General features: G+C 51.1%; 18 protein-coding genes, 1 tRNA gene and 1 pseudogene. 13 read left to right on the top strand and 7 right to left on the bottom strand.

The annotated features are described in order from the left end of the window. Position 1 precedes the first annotated feature (1 nt). The 5 genes and pseudogenes from fdxH to selB all read left to right on the top strand — a co-directional run. Positions 2-916: a formate dehydrogenase subunit beta gene (fdxH, locus tag M0415_RS19500; RefSeq protein WP_011624734.1), complete on the top strand. Its 915-nt coding sequence runs from the start codon at positions 2-4 to the stop codon at positions 914-916. Further along, the gene (locus tag M0415_RS19495; protein WP_011620938.1) at positions 913-1,554 is read left to right on the top strand and encodes a formate dehydrogenase subunit gamma; all 642 of its coding nucleotides are present in this window, start codon (positions 913-915) and stop codon (positions 1,552-1,554) included. The genes fdxH and M0415_RS19495 overlap by 4 nt, the downstream gene beginning before the upstream one ends. Further along, a complete protein-coding gene (gene fdhE / locus M0415_RS19490) occupies positions 1,554-2,462 on the top strand; it encodes a formate dehydrogenase accessory protein FdhE (protein ID WP_249552910.1) in 909 nt (302 codons plus the stop codon). Before M0415_RS19495 ends, fdhE begins: the two co-directional genes overlap by 1 nt. A gap of 57 nt (positions 2,463-2,519) precedes the next feature. Continuing rightward, positions 2,520-3,941, top strand: a complete 1,422-nt coding sequence (gene selA / locus M0415_RS19485; RefSeq protein ID WP_249552912.1) for an L-seryl-tRNA(Sec) selenium transferase — start codon at positions 2,520-2,522, stop codon at positions 3,939-3,941. Next, positions 3,938-5,737 (top strand): annotated as a pseudogene (gene selB, locus M0415_RS21550) (selenocysteine-specific translation elongation factor); the annotation flags it as partial. The gene selA and the pseudogene selB, both read left to right, overlap by 4 nt. A gap of 93 nt (positions 5,738-5,830) precedes the next feature. Here the strand turns inward: selB and M0415_RS19475 are convergent. After that, positions 5,831-5,925, bottom strand: a tRNA-Sec gene (locus tag M0415_RS19475). 141 nt (positions 5,926-6,066) lie between these two features. On the opposite strand from M0415_RS19475, the gene fdhD reads away from it, so the two are divergent. The 5 genes from fdhD to M0415_RS19450 all read left to right on the top strand — a co-directional run bounded on the left by fdhD (position 6,067) and on the right by M0415_RS19450 (position 9,768). Next, on the top strand, positions 6,067-6,903 hold the full coding sequence (gene fdhD / locus M0415_RS19470; protein ID WP_220054350.1) for a formate dehydrogenase accessory sulfurtransferase FdhD: 837 nt from the start codon (positions 6,067-6,069) through the stop codon (positions 6,901-6,903). Between the two features lie 124 nt (positions 6,904-7,027). After that, on the top strand, positions 7,028-8,242 hold the full coding sequence (gene yedE / locus M0415_RS19465; protein ID WP_011715383.1) for a selenium metabolism membrane protein YedE/FdhT: 1,215 nt from the start codon (positions 7,028-7,030) through the stop codon (positions 8,240-8,242). After that, positions 8,242-8,475: a sulfurtransferase-like selenium metabolism protein YedF gene (gene yedF, locus M0415_RS19460; protein ID WP_011070517.1), complete on the top strand. Its 234-nt coding sequence runs from the start codon at positions 8,242-8,244 to the stop codon at positions 8,473-8,475. The genes yedE and yedF overlap by 1 nt, the downstream gene beginning before the upstream one ends. Positions 8,476-8,485: 10 nt before the next feature. Further along, on the top strand, positions 8,486-9,523 hold the full coding sequence (locus tag M0415_RS19455) for a YeeE/YedE family protein (protein ID WP_249552916.1): 1,038 nt from the start codon (positions 8,486-8,488) through the stop codon (positions 9,521-9,523). A 20-nt stretch (positions 9,524-9,543) separates the two neighbouring features. Continuing rightward, on the top strand, positions 9,544-9,768 hold the full coding sequence (locus M0415_RS19450; RefSeq protein ID WP_086902895.1) for a sulfurtransferase TusA family protein: 225 nt from the start codon (positions 9,544-9,546) through the stop codon (positions 9,766-9,768). Positions 9,769-9,813: 45 nt separating this feature from the next. On the opposite strand, the gene M0415_RS19445 is transcribed toward M0415_RS19450, so the two are convergent. Both M0415_RS19445 and M0415_RS19440 read right to left on the bottom strand, forming a co-directional pair. After that, the gene (locus tag M0415_RS19445; protein WP_088212706.1) at positions 9,814-11,157 is read right to left on the bottom strand and encodes a M48 family metallopeptidase; all 1,344 of its coding nucleotides are present in this window, start codon (positions 11,155-11,157) and stop codon (positions 9,814-9,816) included. A 116-nt stretch (positions 11,158-11,273) separates the two neighbouring features. After that, positions 11,274-11,888 (bottom strand): hypothetical protein, encoded by a 615-nt coding sequence (locus tag M0415_RS19440; RefSeq protein WP_249552918.1) that lies wholly within the window; start codon positions 11,886-11,888, stop codon positions 11,274-11,276. A 409-nt stretch (positions 11,889-12,297) separates the two neighbouring features. On the opposite strand from M0415_RS19440, the gene M0415_RS19435 reads away from it, so the two are divergent. Beyond that, on the top strand, positions 12,298-12,894 hold the full coding sequence (locus tag M0415_RS19435; protein WP_425383235.1) for an MliC family protein: 597 nt from the start codon (positions 12,298-12,300) through the stop codon (positions 12,892-12,894). 2 nt (positions 12,895-12,896) lie between these two features. Here M0415_RS19435 and M0415_RS19430 read toward each other — a convergent pair whose 3' ends face one another. Both M0415_RS19430 and M0415_RS19425 read right to left on the bottom strand, forming a co-directional pair. Then, positions 12,897-13,886 (bottom strand): DUF481 domain-containing protein, encoded by a 990-nt coding sequence (locus M0415_RS19430; protein ID WP_249552922.1) that lies wholly within the window; start codon positions 13,884-13,886, stop codon positions 12,897-12,899. A 124-nt stretch (positions 13,887-14,010) separates the two neighbouring features. After that, positions 14,011-14,631, bottom strand: a complete 621-nt coding sequence (locus M0415_RS19425; protein ID WP_249552924.1) for a DUF3157 family protein — start codon at positions 14,629-14,631, stop codon at positions 14,011-14,013. 192 nt (positions 14,632-14,823) lie between these two features. Between M0415_RS19425 and M0415_RS19420 the strand changes: the two genes are divergently transcribed. Both M0415_RS19420 and M0415_RS19415 read left to right on the top strand, forming a co-directional pair. Continuing rightward, entirely contained in the window at positions 14,824-15,207 is a 384-nt protein-coding gene (locus tag M0415_RS19420; RefSeq protein WP_249552926.1) for a DUF1090 domain-containing protein, read from the top strand. 232 nt (positions 15,208-15,439) lie between these two features. Next, on the top strand, positions 15,440-16,708 hold the full coding sequence (locus tag M0415_RS19415; RefSeq protein WP_011620950.1) for a mechanosensitive ion channel family protein: 1,269 nt from the start codon (positions 15,440-15,442) through the stop codon (positions 16,706-16,708). On the opposite strand, the gene M0415_RS19410 is transcribed toward M0415_RS19415, so the two are convergent. Both M0415_RS19410 and M0415_RS19405 read right to left on the bottom strand, forming a co-directional pair. Next, a complete protein-coding gene (locus M0415_RS19410; protein ID WP_249552929.1) occupies positions 16,705-17,328 on the bottom strand; it encodes a LysE family translocator in 624 nt (207 codons plus the stop codon). The genes M0415_RS19415 and M0415_RS19410 overlap by 4 nt on opposite strands. A gap of 25 nt (positions 17,329-17,353) precedes the next feature. Beyond that, on the bottom strand, positions 17,354-17,914 hold the full coding sequence (locus tag M0415_RS19405; RefSeq protein WP_086902887.1) for a lysophospholipid acyltransferase family protein: 561 nt from the start codon (positions 17,912-17,914) through the stop codon (positions 17,354-17,356). Between the last annotated feature and the right edge of the window lie 88 nt (positions 17,915-18,002).

Here is an 18,002-nt window from a genome sequence, read left to right as displayed (position 1 = left end):
AATGGCGACTCAAGATATCATTCAACGTTCCGGCACTTCGCAAGCGACTCCACCTGCACAGGCGAGAGTCGGTGGCGTGAAGCAAATTGCGAAGCTGTTTGACGCGACTAAGTGTAATGGTTGTAAAGCCTGTCAGGTCGCTTGTTCTGAATGGAATGACCTGCGTGAAGAGGTGGGTTCGTTCCAAGGGACTTATCAAAACCCAGCATCTCTGTCGCCAGAGTGCTGGACCCTGATGAAGTACAACGAGATCGAAGACCAAGGCAAATTACGTTGGCAGTTTACCCACAGTGCTTGTATGCACTGTGCGGATCCCGCCTGCTTAAAGGCCTGTTCTACCTCTGGCGCGATTGTTCAGCATGCCAATGGCACTGTGGATTTCGATTCGGACAAATGTATTGGCTGTGGTTATTGTGCCAGTGCCTGTCCATTCGATATCCCGAAGATCAGCGCCGTCGACAACAAAGCCTACAAGTGCACTATGTGCTCTGACCGCTTGGCCGTTGGGCTTGAGCCTTCCTGCGTTAAGTCCTGTACCACGGGTGCGCTGCGTTTTGGCACGCGCGAAGACATGCTGTTCTACTCCGAAAAGCGTGTTAACGAGCTGAAAGAACGTGGTTTTGCCAAGGCGGGACTCTACAACCCTGAGGGCGTAGGTGGCACAGGCATGCTGATGATATTGCACGATGTCACTCAGCCTGAAACCTACGAAATGCCAAAGGATCCGCAAATCCCATTATCTGTCACCCTGTGGCAGGACTGGGTGAAACCACTGGGTACTGTCGGACTTCTTGCAACGGCGGCTGTTGCCTGCCTGCATAAGATCACCGTCGGTCGCAACATAGTGGAAGAGGACCAACCCGGCTATCAGCCGCCAGAGGACAAGGCGCAAGCGGAAGAGGAGGCCAAGAAATGAGCAAGCATAACAAGCAAGAAATGGTAGTGCGTCACAAACTGTTCGACCGCATCTGTCATTGGTTCATTGTGGCCGTGGGGCTAGTCACGTTTCTGACGGGCTTTTCCTTCTTCTATCCCTCCTTCCAATGGTTGGGCGCGATAGCGGGCACGCCGCAATTGGCGAAGTTTATTCACCCAATTGCCGGCCTGATGATGTGTTTACCGCTGATGTTGATGTTGGTGCGTTATTACCATCACAACAAATGGGAAAAACACGATCTGGCTTGGATGCTCGCCATCAAGGACGTGATGTTCGAGAACGAGGACAAAATCCCACCTATCGGCCATTACAACCCTGGTCAAAAAGTGCTGTTCCGTGCCTTTGTGCTGACGTCTATCACCTTAACCGTGACGGGATTCATCATGTGGCAACCCTACTTTGCACCTTACTTCTCAGCCACTGTGGTGGGCTGGGCGATCGTGCTGCATGCCATTTGTGCTCTGATCATGCTGATGTTTGTGATGGTGCACTTTTGGATGGCGACCTGGGTGGAAGGTTCTATTACAGGCATGCTTTACGGCAAGGTCTCTAAGGCTTGGTGCCGTAAACATCATCCGCTGATGTTGGATGAACATTCGGACGTGGAGAAACATTAATGAGTCATACAGCCGAGATACCTATGGTCCCCGGCAGCGAATCGCCGCTGGAGCTTAAACCCTTAAAGGCGGTGGACCCTAAAACTGTGTATCACAGACGGGCGCAGCGTTTGTTGTCGTTGGCCAAGGACTCGCCGCTGGCCGACTACTTTGAGCTATGCCGCCGTGTGGTTGCGATTCAGGCCAGATTGGCGGCGGAGGCTGACTTCGGTCAGCTTCTCGCTTGGGGGAAAGATGAAGCCATTCCGCTTTCCCACTTGGGCTTAGAGGCAGATAGCTACTGGCAAGGACTGCTACAACAACTGTTAAGCGATCTGCTGCCGCAGGTGGATGAGGATATGGCGCGAGTGCTGCGTTTATTGATGCAGCAATCTCCAGAACAACTCACCTCCTGGGGCAGTGCATTGCGTCAGGGACATATGAGCGAAGTGCCCGCGCGCTTCAGTTTGTTTATCTGGGCGGCGATGGGGGTCTACTGGTCCCATTGGGCACCTATGGTGATTAAACGGATCGATCAACGCAAAGTCGTGCAGCAGAACCTATGCCCGATTTGCGGGTGTCATCCCGTGGCGAGCGTGATCGTCGACCAGCCGCGAGCGGGTCTGCGTTATCTGCATTGCAGTTTGTGCGAGAGCGAATGGCACTACATTCGCGCCCATTGCACTAGTTGCGGTCAGGATAAAGGGACGACGCTCTGGTCATTCGATGATGCCAAGGCGCAGGTGCGCATCGAGAGCTGCGACGAATGCCATGGTTACACCAAGATGCTGTTCGTTGAAAAGTCACCGCTGATGGATGTGGCGGCCGACGACTTAGCGACCCTGATGCTCGACAGTGAGCTAAATGCCAAGGGCTTTGGGGCGACCACGGTCAATCCATTGCTGCTGGCCCACGAAACTGAGCAATAACCAAAGTTGGGAAGGGCTCACCGAGTCCTTCCCCTTATATTTATCAAGATGATACAAATGATGACCCAAGTACCCGATACACCCCAAGCCCTGTACCGCGCACTGCCGTCGATGGACAGTCTGCTCGCTGATGCGATATTGGCGCCCCTGCTGCAACGCTATGGTAAAGCAGCAGTAAAATCGGCGTTGGATAGTCAGTTACGCACGGCGCGTGAGCTGATTGCCCAGGAGCGGCGATTGCCCGCTTGGTGTGCTAACCCGGCGTTATTGAACGGATATTTGGTTGATCAATTGTCTAAAGACTATAGCCATAGTCTTAAGCCTGTGTGGAACCTCACCGGAACCATACTGCATACCAATCTTGGCCGCGCCCAGCAGTCTGAGGCGGCCATTAGGGCGGTGACTTCTGTGATGCGTTATCCCACGCCGCTGGAGTTTGAATTAGCCGCTGGTGAGCGCGGGCATAGGGATAATGCCATTAGTGGGTTAATCCAGCGCCTAACAGGGGCTGAAGCCTGCTGCGTGGTGAATAACAACGCCGCCGCTGTGCTGCTGATGTTATCGGCGGTCGCGGCGGGCAAAGAAGTGATCGTCTCCCGCGGCGAGCTGGTGGAAATTGGCGGCGCCTTTCGCATTCCAGACATTATGCGCCAAGCGGGCTGCACCTTAGTGGAAGTCGGCAGCACTAACCGTACTCACCTCAAGGACTATGAGCAGGCAATAACCGAAAATACCGCCGCCATCATGAAGGTGCATACCAGCAACTACCATATCAGTGGCTTTACCGCCTCGGTGGATGAGGCCAGATTGGGCCAACTCTGCCGCGAGCGCGGTATAGCGTTGATCTCGGATCTTGGCAGTGGTTCACTCACCGACTTACGCCGTTTTGGCCTGAAACAAGAGCCGACGCCCCAAGCCATGTTGGCGGATGGGGTCGATCTGGTCAGTTTCTCCGGCGATAAACTCCTCGGCGGCCCGCAATCGGGTTTGATTGTTGGCAAACAGGCGTTGATTAACAAACTCCAAAGTCATCCGCTCAAGCGTGCATTGCGCTGCGACAAGCTGATTCTCGCGGCGCTCGAGGCGACGCTTATCCATTATTTGAACCCCGAAACCTTGGATCGGGAACTGCCGATTATGGCCAAATTTGCCCGCAGCCAAGCTGAGTTACGCCAAATCGGTGAGCGTCTGCAGCGCGCCTTAGCGCCACTGTTTGCACCGAGTTATGGCATCGAGCTAGTGGAGTGCCAAACCCAAGTCGGTAGCGGCTCGCAGCCCGATACCTTTTTACCCTCAATCGCTCTGTGCTTTAACGCGCAAGAGGGTGGCAGTCTAACGCTGCTCGAGCAGCATTTTAAGCAGGCGCAGCGGCCTGTGATTGGCCGTATGACCCAAGATCAACTTCGCCTCGATCTGCGCGGTATCGATGATGAGGCCGAATTGTTAGCCGAACTCAGCACCTTAGGTGTGCAGCTATGATTATGGTCACCGCTGGCCATGTCGACCACGGCAAGAGCACGTTGATCCGTGCCTTAACGGGGATGAACACCGACAGGCTCCCCGAAGAAAAACGCCGTGGCATGACCATCGATCTCGGTTACGCCTTTATGCCACTGCGGGATGGCACTCGCTTAGCCTTTATCGATGTGCCCGGCCATGAAAAATTTATCAATAACATGCTGGTAGGCGTGAGCCACGTGCGCCACGCGCTGCTGGTGTTGGCCTGTGACGATGGCGTGATGCCACAAACCCGCGAACATCTGCAAATCCTCGCGCTTTTACCGCTAAACAGTTTGACCTTAGTGCTGACCAAGCGGGATTTGGTCGATGACCAAACCGCCGCCAAGTTGACCCTAGAGGGAATGGCGCTGCTTGCTGAATACGGTATCGAGGCCAGTAGCGTATTTGAGGTTTGCGCTAATGATGCAGGCGATGCGGGGGTAGATACCCTTAAGCAACATATTTTGGATATTGCCGAGTTGCAATCGACCCAAGCGGAAGATGCCAGCAGCTTTAGGATGACGCTCGATCGCGCCTTTAGCGTTAAAGGCGCCGGCTGTGTGGTCACTGGCACTGTGATTAGCGGCAGTGTGTGCATCGGCGATAGCCTCTACAGTTCAGGGCAAAAGGCCAAACTACGGGTGCGCGGCATTCATTGCCAAGGGATGGAAGCCCACAGAGCCTTAAGTGGCACTCGGGTCGCCTTGAATCTTACTGGCGTTGATAACCATAGGGCGCCCGCCCGCGGTGACTGGTTAAGCAGCCTGCCTCAGGCTGAGCTGTGCGGCAGACCCGTAGTGCAAATTCGCAGTTTCGAACCCTTAACCCATTGGCAAAATGTGCATTGTCACCACGGCGCCGACCATACCCTAGGGCGAGTATCGCTTCTGGATGAAGCCGATGAGCAGGGGCGTTATCTGGCCGAAATTGTGCTCGATAAGCCATTGCTGCTATGTCAGGACGACCCAATAGTGCTCAGGCATATTGGCGGCAAGCAAACGCTGGGCGCTGGGCGAGTGCTGGCATTAAAAGTCCCCAATCGTAAGAAGCGCACGCCGGAGCGTGTCAGCAAGTTGCAACAGCTGGCCCAGCTCTCCAACCCAGTGAATGTGCTGGCGCTACTCGGTCAGAGTGAGGCGCTCAGTATCGATGAAATCCGTTGGCGCTGGCAGCTAACCGATGAAGGGCTGGCCGCCATGCTGGCGCAGGCGGGGCTGACTCGCCTCGGAGCCTATGGGCTATCGACTCAGTTACTTGAGCAAGAAAAACAGCAGTTTATCGATCTGTTACGTGAGTATCACCAACAGCATCCCGACCAATTAGGGCTGGGGCGTAATCGCCTGCAACGCATGAGCCACAGCGTATTGCCCAGCGAGCTTGCCAATAAGGTGCTTGATAGCCTCTGCCAAGACGGACAGATGGTGCTGCGTGGCGCCTTGCTGCAGCTGGCGGATCACAGGATTGTCCTCGATAGCGAGGCGCAGCAGTGCTGGCAACGCTTGGCCCCTTGGTTGGCGCTGCAAACCTCGCCCGTGTGGGTGACTGAGATGGGGGAATATCTCGAACTCGAGCCCGCCAAACTCAGACTGCTGTGTTTTCAACTTGTGCAACAGGGCTTTATTACCGCCGTGGTGAAGGACAGATATCTGCTGAGCGAGCAGTTGTGCCATTACGCCAATCTGGTGCGAGCGCATGTGGAAACCCACGGCAAGCTCGAAACCGCAGAGTTTAAGGGCCTGATTGGCCTAGGTCGTAAGGTCAGTATTCAGCTGTTGGAGTTTTTTGACCGCAGTGGTTTTACCCGTAGGAAATATCGCAGTAACAGTCGGGAGATCCGGGATGGGGAGCTGTTTTATTCCCATGAGAATTGGCGGAAGAACATAGGAGTCGAACCTACCCAGGACTGCTGGCAGCCCTACCCGGATTTGAAATCCGGACGCCTCACCGGAGACGACGTTCTTCCAATAGAAGACAAACCGATAGTAGAAAATGCTTAAACCTGAATCAAGCGCATTCGTATTTCGTTAGTCGCTTTGTGACTTGAGTCGAACTTTGTTAGCAAACCAATTGTTTTTATTTGAATTAATGAGTTTAGAGGGTCGCTATGGAATATCATTCACACGCAGTGGTTACTGAGAGAAAGGTGACCCTTTTAGAGCAGGGACAGGCCTCCGAGTTAACCGATTATGTCGCTAACGAGGTGCGGGTGGCGCTGGTGTATAACGGCATCGCCCACACTGTAATGCTCGCCAGCCCAGAAAATCTCGAAGAGTTCGCCATTGGCTTTACCTTGTCGGAGCGGATTGTTTCCCATGTGAATGAAATCAAAGGGGTGGATCTCGAGTTCACCCCCGAAGGCGTGCTCATTCAGGTGGAAATCACCCAAAGATGCTTTATGGAACTCAAGCAGCAGCGGCGCAATATGGCAGGGCGCACGGGCTGTGGACTCTGTGGTGTGGCGCAGTTGGAGGAAGCGGTTAAACCCGTTATCCGCGTGGACTCGGACGCCAGATTTAATATCGATCATCTGCAGCACGCCTTAGAGCAGATCAAAGAGAATCAACATCACTTTAAGCTCACGGGTGCAACCCACGCCGCCATGGGTTTAGATGCGGAAGGACAAATCATCGCCGCCTTTGAGGACATTGGTCGGCACATCGCACTGGATAAATTAATCGGTGGATTTTCAATGCGTAAGGCAGAGCGGCCTGTCGCCGTGTTGCTCACCAGCCGCGCCAGTTTTGAAATGGTGCAAAAGGCCGCCAGTGCCAATATCCAAATTCTGTTTGCTATGTCCGCCGTGACTTCACTGGCGTTGGAATTAGCAGAGAAAAGCAACATCACGCTTATCGGTTTTTGCCGTAATGGCAGAGCCACGCTCTACACCCATAGCTATCGGTTATCGGGAGTAAATCGTGGCTGTCTAGCAAAAGCCATCTAAAGCGTGTCGCCACACAATTAAGATTCTTTAGCGCCTTATTTTTAAGGGATTGTGCCTTGCTTGTGTGGCAACGGGTATAAGCCTCGTGCTTATTTTTTATAGTCTCGTTCATTAGGGTAATGACATGACATGGCAAGAATTTAAACAACAATATTTAGTCCGTTTTTGGGCTCCTATGCCTGCGGTTATCGCCGCCGGTATCCTTTCTACTTACTATTTTGGGTTAACTGGCACTTTTTGGGCTGTTACGGGGGAATTTACGCGCTGGGGCGGGCACTTACTGCAACTGGTTGGTGCCAATCCTGAAACTTGGGGTTATTTCAAGGTGATTGGTTTACAGGGCTCCCCCTTAGACCGTATCGACGGCATGATGATCATCGGCATGTTTGGTGGTTGTATTGCGGCGGCGCTGTGGGCGAATAACGTCAAACTGCGTATGCCACAGAGCCGTATTCGCATTGCTCAGGCGTTAATCGGCGGCATTATTGCTGGCTTTGGGGCGCGTTTGGCGATGGGTTGTAACTTGGCGGCCTTCTTCACAGGGATTCCGCAGTTTTCCTTACATGCGTGGTTTTTTGCTCTGGCGACGGCGGCGGGTTCTTACTTTGGTGCGCGTTTTACGCTACTGCCTATGTTTCGCATTCCGGTGAAATTGAAGAAAGTCGATAAGGCGACGTCGGTTAAACAGGATGAAAACCAAGCCAGACGTCGTTTTCGTATCGGCATGTTGGTGTTTGCGGCCATTATCGGCTGGGGATTACTGACTATGTTCAATGCGCCTAAGTTGGGTATCGCCATGCTCTGCGGCGTGGGTTTTGGTCTGTTGATTGAGCGGGCGCAAATCTGCTTTACCTCGGCATTTCGCGATATGTGGATCACCGGACGCACCCATATGGCCAAGGCGATTATTCTCGGTATGGCGGTGAGTGCCATCGGGATTTATAGCTATGTGCAATTAGGTGTACCGCCGAAAATTATGTGGGCCGGCCCGAATGCGGTGATTGGTGGCCTGCTGTTTGGATTTGGCATTGTACTGGCGGGTGGTTGTGAGACGGGTTGGATGTATCGTGCCGTCGAAGGACAAGTGCATTTTTGGTGGGTTGGTTTAGGTAACGTGCTCGGTTCAACCCTGCTGGCCTATTACTGGGATGATTTAGCCCAGCCATTAGCCACAAGTTGGGACAAGGTTAACTTGCTCTCTAGCTTTGGCGATAAGGGCGGTTTATTGCTGACCTATCTGCTGCTGGCGCTGTCGTTTGCGGCCATGTTGCTGTGGGAAAAACGTTTCTTTGCCCGTAAGGCAAAGCGGGATGAACAATTGATCGCGGAGGCGGCGTAATGAGTCAATATATTCCAGATTATCAACTCGATATGGTGGGTGAGCCTTGCCCTTATCCCGCAGTGGCGACCCTTGAGGCTATGCCAACGTTGAAACCGGGGGAGATATTAGAAGTGATCAGTGACTGTCCGCAGTCAATCAATAATATTCCACTCGATGCCAAGAATCATGGCTATAAAGTGCTAGAGATTGAGCAAAATGGGCCAACGATTCGTTATCTGATCCAGCGCTGAGGATAGGGCTATGCTGACTATCATCAGTGGCTTAGGGATTGGTTTGGCTATGGGCTTTGTGATGCAAAGGGGCAGATTCTGTATGGCAGGAGGGATCCGCGATACCTATCTACAACGTGACTTTACCATGGTGATCGCGATTTTGATTGCCATCAGCATCCAAAGTTTAGGGCTGTTTCTGTTCTATGAGTGGGGCTGGGTTAAATTGCCCGAAGGGCATTTTCCCTGGTTGGCCACCTTAGTGGGTGGAATATTGTTTGGTGTAGGGATGGCTGCAGCGGGAAGTTGCTCTACTGGTGCCTATTACCGTGCAGCCGAAGGATTGGCAGCCAGTGTGATGGCGGTGCTTGGTTTTATTGTTGCCAGTAAATTTGTGCGCCTTGATGAGATGAAAGGGCTTCTTAAGCCTTTGAAACAGCATCAACTTGAGGAACAAACCCTCTATCAAACTTTAGGTGTTTCCCCTTGGGTGATCGTGCTTGCTCTCGTCTCACTCACATTATGGTTGGCATTGAGTTATCTCAAACGCCGCAAACGTCCGGTAGCGCTAATGGCGCCTCGTAAAACGGGGATAGCTCATTGGTTGTTTGAGGCGCGTTGGCATCCTTTTGTAACAGCTCTAATGATTGGTTTGCTAGCGCTGCTGGCTTGGCCAGCCAGCCTTGAGAGCGGTCGGGTTGGTAGCGTGGGGATCAGTGGCCCAAGTGCGCAATTATGGGATCTTATCACCACAGGCAACACTAAGTTTTTTAGTTGGCCTGGATATTTCCTCTTAGGGCTATTTGCCGGTGCCTTCATTGCCGCCCGAGGTAGTGCTGAGCAGCGCTGGCGCTATCCTGGACATAAAGTCGTATTGTTTGGGTTTGTAGGTGGTTTGTTTATGGGAGTAGGCAGTGGGCTTGCTGGTGGCTGTATGCTGGGTAACGCACTGGTTGGTACAGCCTATTTGTCGTGGCAAGGCTGGCTATTTATTCCTGCTATTTTATTGGGTAGTTGGTGCTTTAACTATTTTGCGCTACTGAGGCCGATGCGCCTTGCGCAGATTTAATTTCGATAAAGGAGCTGTATATGGAACACTATCTCGACACAACGGGTAAGTTATGCCCTTTTCCTTTAATTGAGTTGCAACGTTTAATCACCAATCTTGAGACCGGTGATAAAGTGGTATTGGATTACGATTGTGGCCAAGCAACTGAAAATATTCCGCGCTGGGCCGCAGAGGCTGGGCACGAAGTTATTCACTTTGCGCAGAAGGGTGATGCTGCTTGGACAATGACGATTCAAAAAGGTTAATTTGTCCTAAAATAAAAAGCGCTGCATTGGCAGCGCTTTTTGCTCTTAGCCTTGGCAATCGGCTGGTAGATATTCGTCGGGAATACCGTTACTGCTACATACCCAAGTGACATTATCTTGCTCGTCAACTTGGGGCGACAGATACACCTCATAATCTTGATAATCTCCTAAGGCTTCGCCGGCAACAAAACCAACAATCCCCTCGGAATAAAGGTTAAAGGTGGTTAGCTGCTCATCGCTAAAACCTAGCGGCTCTAACTCGGTCGGCCAAGCTTTATGGTTTTGGTAGTACTGAGTCAGCACCCCGGTAATCGGGGCTAATGATTGATGTAACTGATCGATATGCTCGATTGCCAGTGCGGCATCGGGCACGTTAGCGGGCTCAGAGTCCATTTGCGGGGTGCTGGTGGCGTAGTTGGCATCATCATAGTTAATGCTGGCTGCGCCCGCTTTCTCTTGGTATTCCTTATATGCGGGAATCGCGACCGCAGCGGCCACACCGATAATGGCCGCAAGGATGATAATCCCGCCGCCCGCGGTGCCCATACGTGGCATAAACAGGCTAAAGAGGTAGGCGAATACACTGCGAGAAGGCGCTGCATACATTTTGCCTTGTGCGGTCGCTTGTACTCTTGCCATACGTTTAGTCAGCCATGGATAGCTGCTATTAAGCTCATGGAAGGACATCCAAAATCCGCTCGACTCTTGGGTTTGGCGAATATATTGATCGACATTCATCCGCTTCCACTGCTCAACCCCAGCGGCTAATACGGCAACCGCATTGGTGGCCGAACGTAGGCTATTGCAGCAACGCAGACCGTGCAGGTCGCAGGTGTACTCGCAGGCGCGGGCATAGGCTGCGCCCACTAACGGCAGCCAAGTGGCGAACACTAACAGCGGCTCTTTACCAATATGGTTACGGCGAATATGGCCCAGCTCATGGCCGATATAGAAGTTAAGGGCATCTTTATCGGACTCGAGTGCATCCACGATCGATGAGAACAGCACTATGTAGTTACGACGCAGAAAGCGGGTGGCGAGGGCATTTAGCATGCCATCGGCGGCTAACAGGTAGGCGCGGGGCGGTTCTTTAATCTCTAAACGCTCGCAGCAGGCGAGGTATTGTTTGTGTAAATCGGGGAACTGCTCAGGGCTGATTTCAACCGCCGTACCCTTTAAGTAGCTGATAAACGCCGAGTGGGTGAAGAGGTAAATGATAAAAAACATCAGCACATAAATCAGGGCGAGACCTTTGGTGGCTAAGATCAGCACGGCCCAAATTAGTCCCGAAATAATCGCTAAAATTGCAAACAGTGACTTTTCTTTCGAATAGACGGTATCGGCCATTTGAATGGGGTTGTCGTTCCCTGTGCTAATCGCTTGTTCCATGTTGATCCTTTTCCTAGTGAAATAACAAAGCGGCGTGAAAATAGTCAATTTCACTAGGAAATTCAATCTCTATAACTGGAATAACCGATAATTTACCCTTAAGTGCTAAAAATGGCTTAAGGTGTTAGTACTGCGGTGCCATTTTTTATCGCGTTTTGCGCCAGTTCGTAAACCTGCTTCTCGGCCACATCGACTAATGCTTGGTGCTCTTCGCTGAGTTGTTCCATCTCTTTACCCATCACTTCCATCGACGCGCCTAGGCTTTCGATTTGCGCGTTAACCTCAGCATCTTTTTCACTTGAGGCGAGATTGATTAAGAGTTTGCTGGTTTCGGCGCTGATGGCATCGCCCTTAACCTGCATTTGTTCACCCAGACGCTGCATCTTCTCGCCTTGGATCTGCATTGGGCGCAACGCCTCTTTTACTTGATTGACTAAGGCCGGATCGGTAATCACATAGCTATTTCCTGCGGTTTTGACCCACAGATAGTCGGTTTGATAAGCATTGCTTTGGCGTTTGAGTTTATTCCAATCTTGGCTCTCACCCGCGCCAATCGTGAGCTCGCCATCTTGGCGTACATAAATCCACGAAAAGTCAGGATAGTTACGGCTATTGATCGAGATGTTGGTGTCGCTAGATGACTGAGTGCTTATCTGTTGGGCTGCCCAAATCCCACAGGGGATAAGTGCGAGGATCAATAAACCGCCGAATACTTTTGTGTGAGTGTTCATAATGCTTCCTTGTATTGGGATAAGTGTGGTGACCTACTGACTAGGCAGAATATGTGCCAATTAAATATTCTTTATTTATCAGTATGATAAAAATTGTGTCCGCGTGAAAAGTTTAAAGTGTCCGCACTATGGCTTTAAATGTGTCCGCGCGACTGTCCGTTCAGTGGACACTCTTGGGATAACGTCTGTGGCTGCACTACACTTACTCGAGTTTGTGCAAAGCCGTTAGCTTGTAGAGCTAACATTGGCAGATATTTGTGGCTAAGTGCTGATTTTTGCTCGCTCCAAGAGGGGGATTTAGCTTAAGTCAGCTTAGGTTAAGCCAAGGTGGCGTTAGCTATGGGCAATAGATAGCCATAAGCAAAAGATAAAGGGAATCACGGGTATGACATTTACCAAGAGAATCAATATGCAAACTGTGGGTGTGGCGGGGCTTTTAGCTGTGGCCTTAAGTGTCCCTGCGATGGCCGCAGAAAAGCCTTCCTTTGACTGTGGCAAGGTTCAAGCAGGCAGTATCGAAGAGCTGGTGTGCCAGGATGCGGGCTTGACTAAGCTCGACCTGCAATTGGCCGAGGTTTATTCTCAAGCTGCTGATAAGGCAAAGAATGAGCAACCTCCTATGCTAAAAGCCATGCAGCGGGGCTGGGTCAAAGGCCGTAATGAATGTTGGAAGAGCGAAGATAAACGCGCCTGTGTTGAGTCGAGTTACCAGACGCGGATTGCAGAGCTACAGGCGCAGTATCGTCTCGTGGAAATGACCGGGCCGATATTTTACGCCTGCGACGGTAATCCGGCGAATGAAGTAGTAGTCAGTTACTTTAAGACTGAGCCTGCCACTCTGATAGCCGAGCGTGGCGATCAAACGTCCTTGATGTTTGTTCAGCCCAGTGGCAGCGGCGCTAAGTATCAAGGCCGAAATGAGAGTCTGTGGGAACACCATGGCGAAGCCAAAATTGTCTGGGGATACGAAGCGCCAGAAATGACCTGCGTGGTAAAACCTCAGTAAATTTAGAAGTTAACCCCTAAACCTAGGCTGTAGGAAATATCCCGCGAATGCTGCACAGCGGATTTAGTCTCATTGATATCGTATTTAAATGAGAGGTAAATCTGTTGTGTTAGCAGGTATTTAAGTCCAAACGTCGAGTCAGAAATATATTCAATGGTAGGAATATCGGGAAAGGCAATTTGCAAATCTGCATAGGTCTCTAACACACCGTCGAACCAATATTGTTTGTAGTTGATGGTTGCCGCCCAAGCATTTAGCTCATAGGTAAATACTTGATAATCTAGCCAGAAGTGGTTGTAGGTGAGTACAAAGTCGAGCTTGTCGCGGTTGACGCCCCAAAAACGATAGCCCGGACCCAATGCGGCGTAGTAGCTGCGAATATCGAGGTTGAGCTTATCCTCCTGATAATAATCCTCTTGCCGCAGGAACCAATGGTCACTGATCAAATAGTCGAGGCTGTAATGGGCTTCGAGGGTATTACGCTTAGTGGTTTTGTCTTCGGTCTCGTAGCGGACTTCACTCTTGAGGTTATGACGCCAGTTTAAGGTTTCGGCGGTCACATCTCCCTTAGCATGCAGCTTTTGAGTGTTTTTACTGTTATGGGTGACATCAATGGCGGCCTCTACACTGCCGCTGTAGTGCCAATCCGAGTCACTCAAAAGTTCCGAATAGATTAACTCGCTGATAGGGGTCTGCTGATCGTCTATCAGCACAAAGCTATCTAATTCAGAAGCTTGAACCGTTACCTCTTTGATTGAGCGATTGATGCTCCAGGGCTGTTGCTCACGGGTTTCAAAGCTGCGAACCGCGCTGCGCTCGATAGTGATTTTGGGGGCGTAGCTAGGTTTGATTACCAGATTTTGCTCATCTAGCGCTTTAATCTCACCGGTAATTTTATCGCCATTGGTGAGAAACACCGTATCGGCAATGGCATGGTGACTAACACCACAGAGCCAGAGTGTGAGAGCGAGAGATGAATATCTATTGGGCATCTTGCATCTGGCTCATATGGGGAATAAGGGCATGCTGGCAATTGTAGCTTATTCGTCTGATAACACCCGTTTGAGTTTGTAAGGAATTGAAAGCTAACTCCAATTCCTTATCTCATTCGTCGGATTAGCGCGAGTTAATCTCAGTGATCTTGAGATTAATCAGTTGTTTCTGCCAACGGTTTTTATCGACGCCTTCGACCCAAATCACTGGGCTCTTACGTTGCTCGCCTTTACGTAGGTAGGTTTCTGGCATGCGGAAAATGGCTTCCCAGACTTCCAGTTTTTCGGTTTTTAGCAAGGTGCCATCGTCGGCAAAGAAGCTAGCTTCGACTTCAACTAAGGTCACGTGTTCACCGCTAGTGCTGGCAAGCTCGAAGGTCAGGCCGAGTTTATCGCCCTTCCATTGGCTTTCGTTGAAGGTGACTTTAATGCCATCTTTGGCGATAGAGCCTAAGAGCTCGGGGCGCGCAATGGCGTTCGCCGTTAGCGTGGTGACAGGTTTGGCTGCTTCAACGACCACAGGGGTTGAAGCTACGGCTGCGACGCTGGGCGCGGCGGCAACAGTGGCTACCGCAGGCGCTTCGGCGACTTTAGTCTCTGTGATGATATATTCCCAAGTGAAGTCATCTTTTAATCTGACTTGAGCGCCATTCTCTAGGGTGATGGTCGCCACATCGGCCGCCATCACAGATGAAGAGAGCAACAATAATGAGCTGAGCGCGCTGAGGCGAAATGAACTGGGCATGGTTTCTGGCTCCGATATCCGTCTGAGTCAATATTTTGCCCTAACATAAACAATTTACTGCCATTAAGTCACTGTCTAAGTCGCATTTGTACCAATAAAATCGATTTTAAATCCCGACAATACAGCTTGTGCTTGTTGGCTGTGGCACTATCAACCCAAGAGCTGTATTTAAGTCCGCTAAAGGAGATTGCCATGTTTTGTCGATATGGATGTTTAATCGCATTGTTGTGCAGCGGGATTGCCGCTGCGCAGGAGGATGCGCCCAAGGGCTGCGGAGCAAAATTGGCGGCAATTGAGGCGCAGCTTATTGAGGCTAAAGCGGCGGGAAATCAAAACAAGGTCAATGGATTAACAACAGCACTGGAGGCGGTTGTCGCCGATTGTGAGGATGACTCCCTATACGCCGAGCGTTTAGCTAAGGTCGAGGCCAAACAGGCTAAATTAGTCGAGCGCCAAAATGAACTCAGCGAAGCCATCGCTAGTGGCCAGTCTATGGAGAAGATCAGCAAAAAACGCCAAAAGGTCGCAGAGGCGCAGGCTGAGCTGCATCAAGCCAAGGCCGAATTGGAGCAATAACGGCGGTAAAACCGAGCTGAAAGGGAACCATTGTCGACTCATGCGGCATTTTACATAGATACGCCCTTTGAGCACTGGGTCTCGGATGCTAAAATCGTTTTAAAAATATATGGTTGTGAAATATTTGTTGCGGGTATGCCGCAGTCGCACGTCATGTGCTCGCAACCTTGAGCCCTTATCTTGGCATGGCTGACCAGGGCAGATAACCCAGCCGTTTTTCTAGGAGTAGATTGTGGATCAAGAAATTCGCCTTCAAATCTCGAACTGGTTATCGAGTATCGGGATCGACAGCCAACCATCCGACGGCATATCGACCAGCATTATGCTGCTTGCCTGTGTGCTGGTGGCGGCCATTGCCTATTTTATTATGCGCCGTGGGGTGATCCGTGCGGTCAACATGGTGATCCTGCGCTCCAAGGCGACGTGGGACGACGTATTTATGCGTTACCGGGTGCTGGAAAAGCTGGCAATGTTAGTGCCTGCTATCGTGCTAAACCTGCTGGTACCAATCACTTTAACCGAACATCCCGTACTCAGCAGTTTAGTCGACCGTCTATTGAGTATTTGGTTGGTGATCCTGATGATCCGCGCCATTTACGCAGGGCTCGATGCGGTTAATGAGATTTCCGATGTCAATTTGGTCAGCCGCCGCTTGCCGGTAAAAAGCTTTGTGCAGCTGATTAAACTGTTCCTGTTCTTTGTCGGTCTGATCGTGTCGATTTCCGTACTGGCGGATCAATCACCCGTGTACTTCCTCAGCGGTTTAGGTGTGGCAACGGGTTTTGTGATGTTAGTGTTCCGCGACACCATTTTAGGCTTCGTGGCGGGGATCCAGCTGGCGGCCAACCGTATGGTCAGCAAGGGCGACTGGATCCAAATGGACAAGTACGGCGCCGACGGTGCGGTGGAGGAAGTGTCCTTAACTACGGTCAAAGTGCGTAACTGGGACAAGACCATCACTATGATCCCCGCCTATGCGTTAGTGTCGGATGCGTTTCGTAACTGGCGTGGTATGTCGGAGTCGGGTGGTCGCCGTATCAAGCGTGCGGTCAATATCGACATCAACAGCATTAAATTTTTAACTGAGGAAGAGCGTAGTCGACTCAGTAAAATCAATTGCTTGAAGGAGTATTTCCCCGCCAAGATCAGCGAGATCCAAGAGTCGAATGCCAAAGTGTCGGATCTGGATATGAAGGTCAATGGCCGCCATCTGACCAACGTTGGCACCTTCCGCGCCTATTTGCAGGAGTACCTGCAACGCCATGATAAAGTGCACAAAGATATGACTCTGATGGTGCGTCAACTGGCTCCCACGACCGAAGGTTTGCCGATTGAGATTTATATCTTTACCAATGATACACGTTGGGCTTTTTATGAGGCGATACAAGCGGATATCTTCGACCATATCTTTGCCGTGTTGCCCGAATTTGGTTTACAGGCCTTCCAAGCGCCGACGGGCAACGATATCCGCAGTCTAAAATCGGTGAAAGTCGAGGGCTAATCCCGACTGACTAAGATGGCGGCGAGGGTGAGAAACACACCGCCGCTGGTACGGTCAAACCAATGCAGTTTGTTGTTGGCCTTTAGGCTCGGGGCCAGCACATTGGCCATAGAGGCGTAGAGCATCACAAAGCTAAAATCGACCAGCGCCCAAGTGAGGGCAAGAATCGTCAGTTGCGGCATTTGTGGGGCGGTTAAATCGATAAATTGTGGAAATAACGCCGCAAAAAACAGTAAGTCTTTAGGATTGCTGATCCCCACTAAAAATGCCTGTTTATAGAGTTGTTTAGCAGTCCCTTTTCCTTCGGTTTTCGTCACTTCCAGCTTTTGCCCCTGCGACTTGGTGAGCACGAGTTTAATGCCCAAAAACACCAGATAGGCGGCGCCGCACCATTTGAGCAAGCTAAAGCCGTATTCCGAGGCGCTGATAATGGCGCCCAATCCTGCCGCCGAAGCCGCCATCAGCACCAGCGCGGCGCTGACACTGCCAAGCCCTGTGGCTATGCTACGTTTTTTACCGAAATGAATGCCGTGGGACATAGACAACATGGCGATAGGCCCGGGGGAAATCCCAATCAAAACAATCGCAAAAAGATAGAGTAACCAAGTTTCGGTCTGCATGTTTTGCTCCGTAATTTCTCAGGCATTAACGTCTGTTGTCTGGCGTATAGTCTGGGATCGTTTTGGGATGACGCCCTTTAATGCTGCGGTAAAAACGGAGGATTTCCGCCATATCTTGTTCTATTTCTTTTGGTTGCAGTGGCGGCTGGATCACCACGGCCTTACGGGCAAAGTCTAAGCCCACTGGCACTATGGGTACCTGCGCCTTGGAGGCGATATGGTAGAAGCCGCATTTCCAGCGGGTCACTGGGCTGCGAGTACCTTCGGGGGCGAGCGCTAGTTTATAGTCGGGCTGAGTGGCAAACAACTGCACGGCAGCATCGACTAAATTATTGTTTTTACGCCTATCCACAGGGCTGCCACCGATAGCGCGGAAGAACCAACCCCAAGGCGGAATAAACAACTGATGCTTACCGAGGAAGTGTATACGGGTGTTTAAGGCGCCGCGGGCAAGCACGCCGATGATAAAGTCCCAGTTACTGGTGTGTGGTGCAACAATCACAATGTATTTGGCCTGAGAGGGTAACTGCCCTTGGATTTGCCAGCCTGAAATTTTGAGTAGCCAGCGGCATAAATGTGTAAACATAATTTGGTGCTCAGAGTCGAAAAATGAATAATATCATCAGCTTTTTTTAATTATAAATCGGCTTTGACAAGATAGTCTGCGCCAATTT

It is taken from the genome of Shewanella sp. 10B, from assembly GCF_023475885.1.
GTDB classification, from domain to species: Bacteria; Pseudomonadota; Gammaproteobacteria; order Enterobacterales; family Shewanellaceae; genus Shewanella; species Shewanella mangrovisoli.
This window is presented reverse-complemented; position numbering and strand designations above follow the sequence as displayed.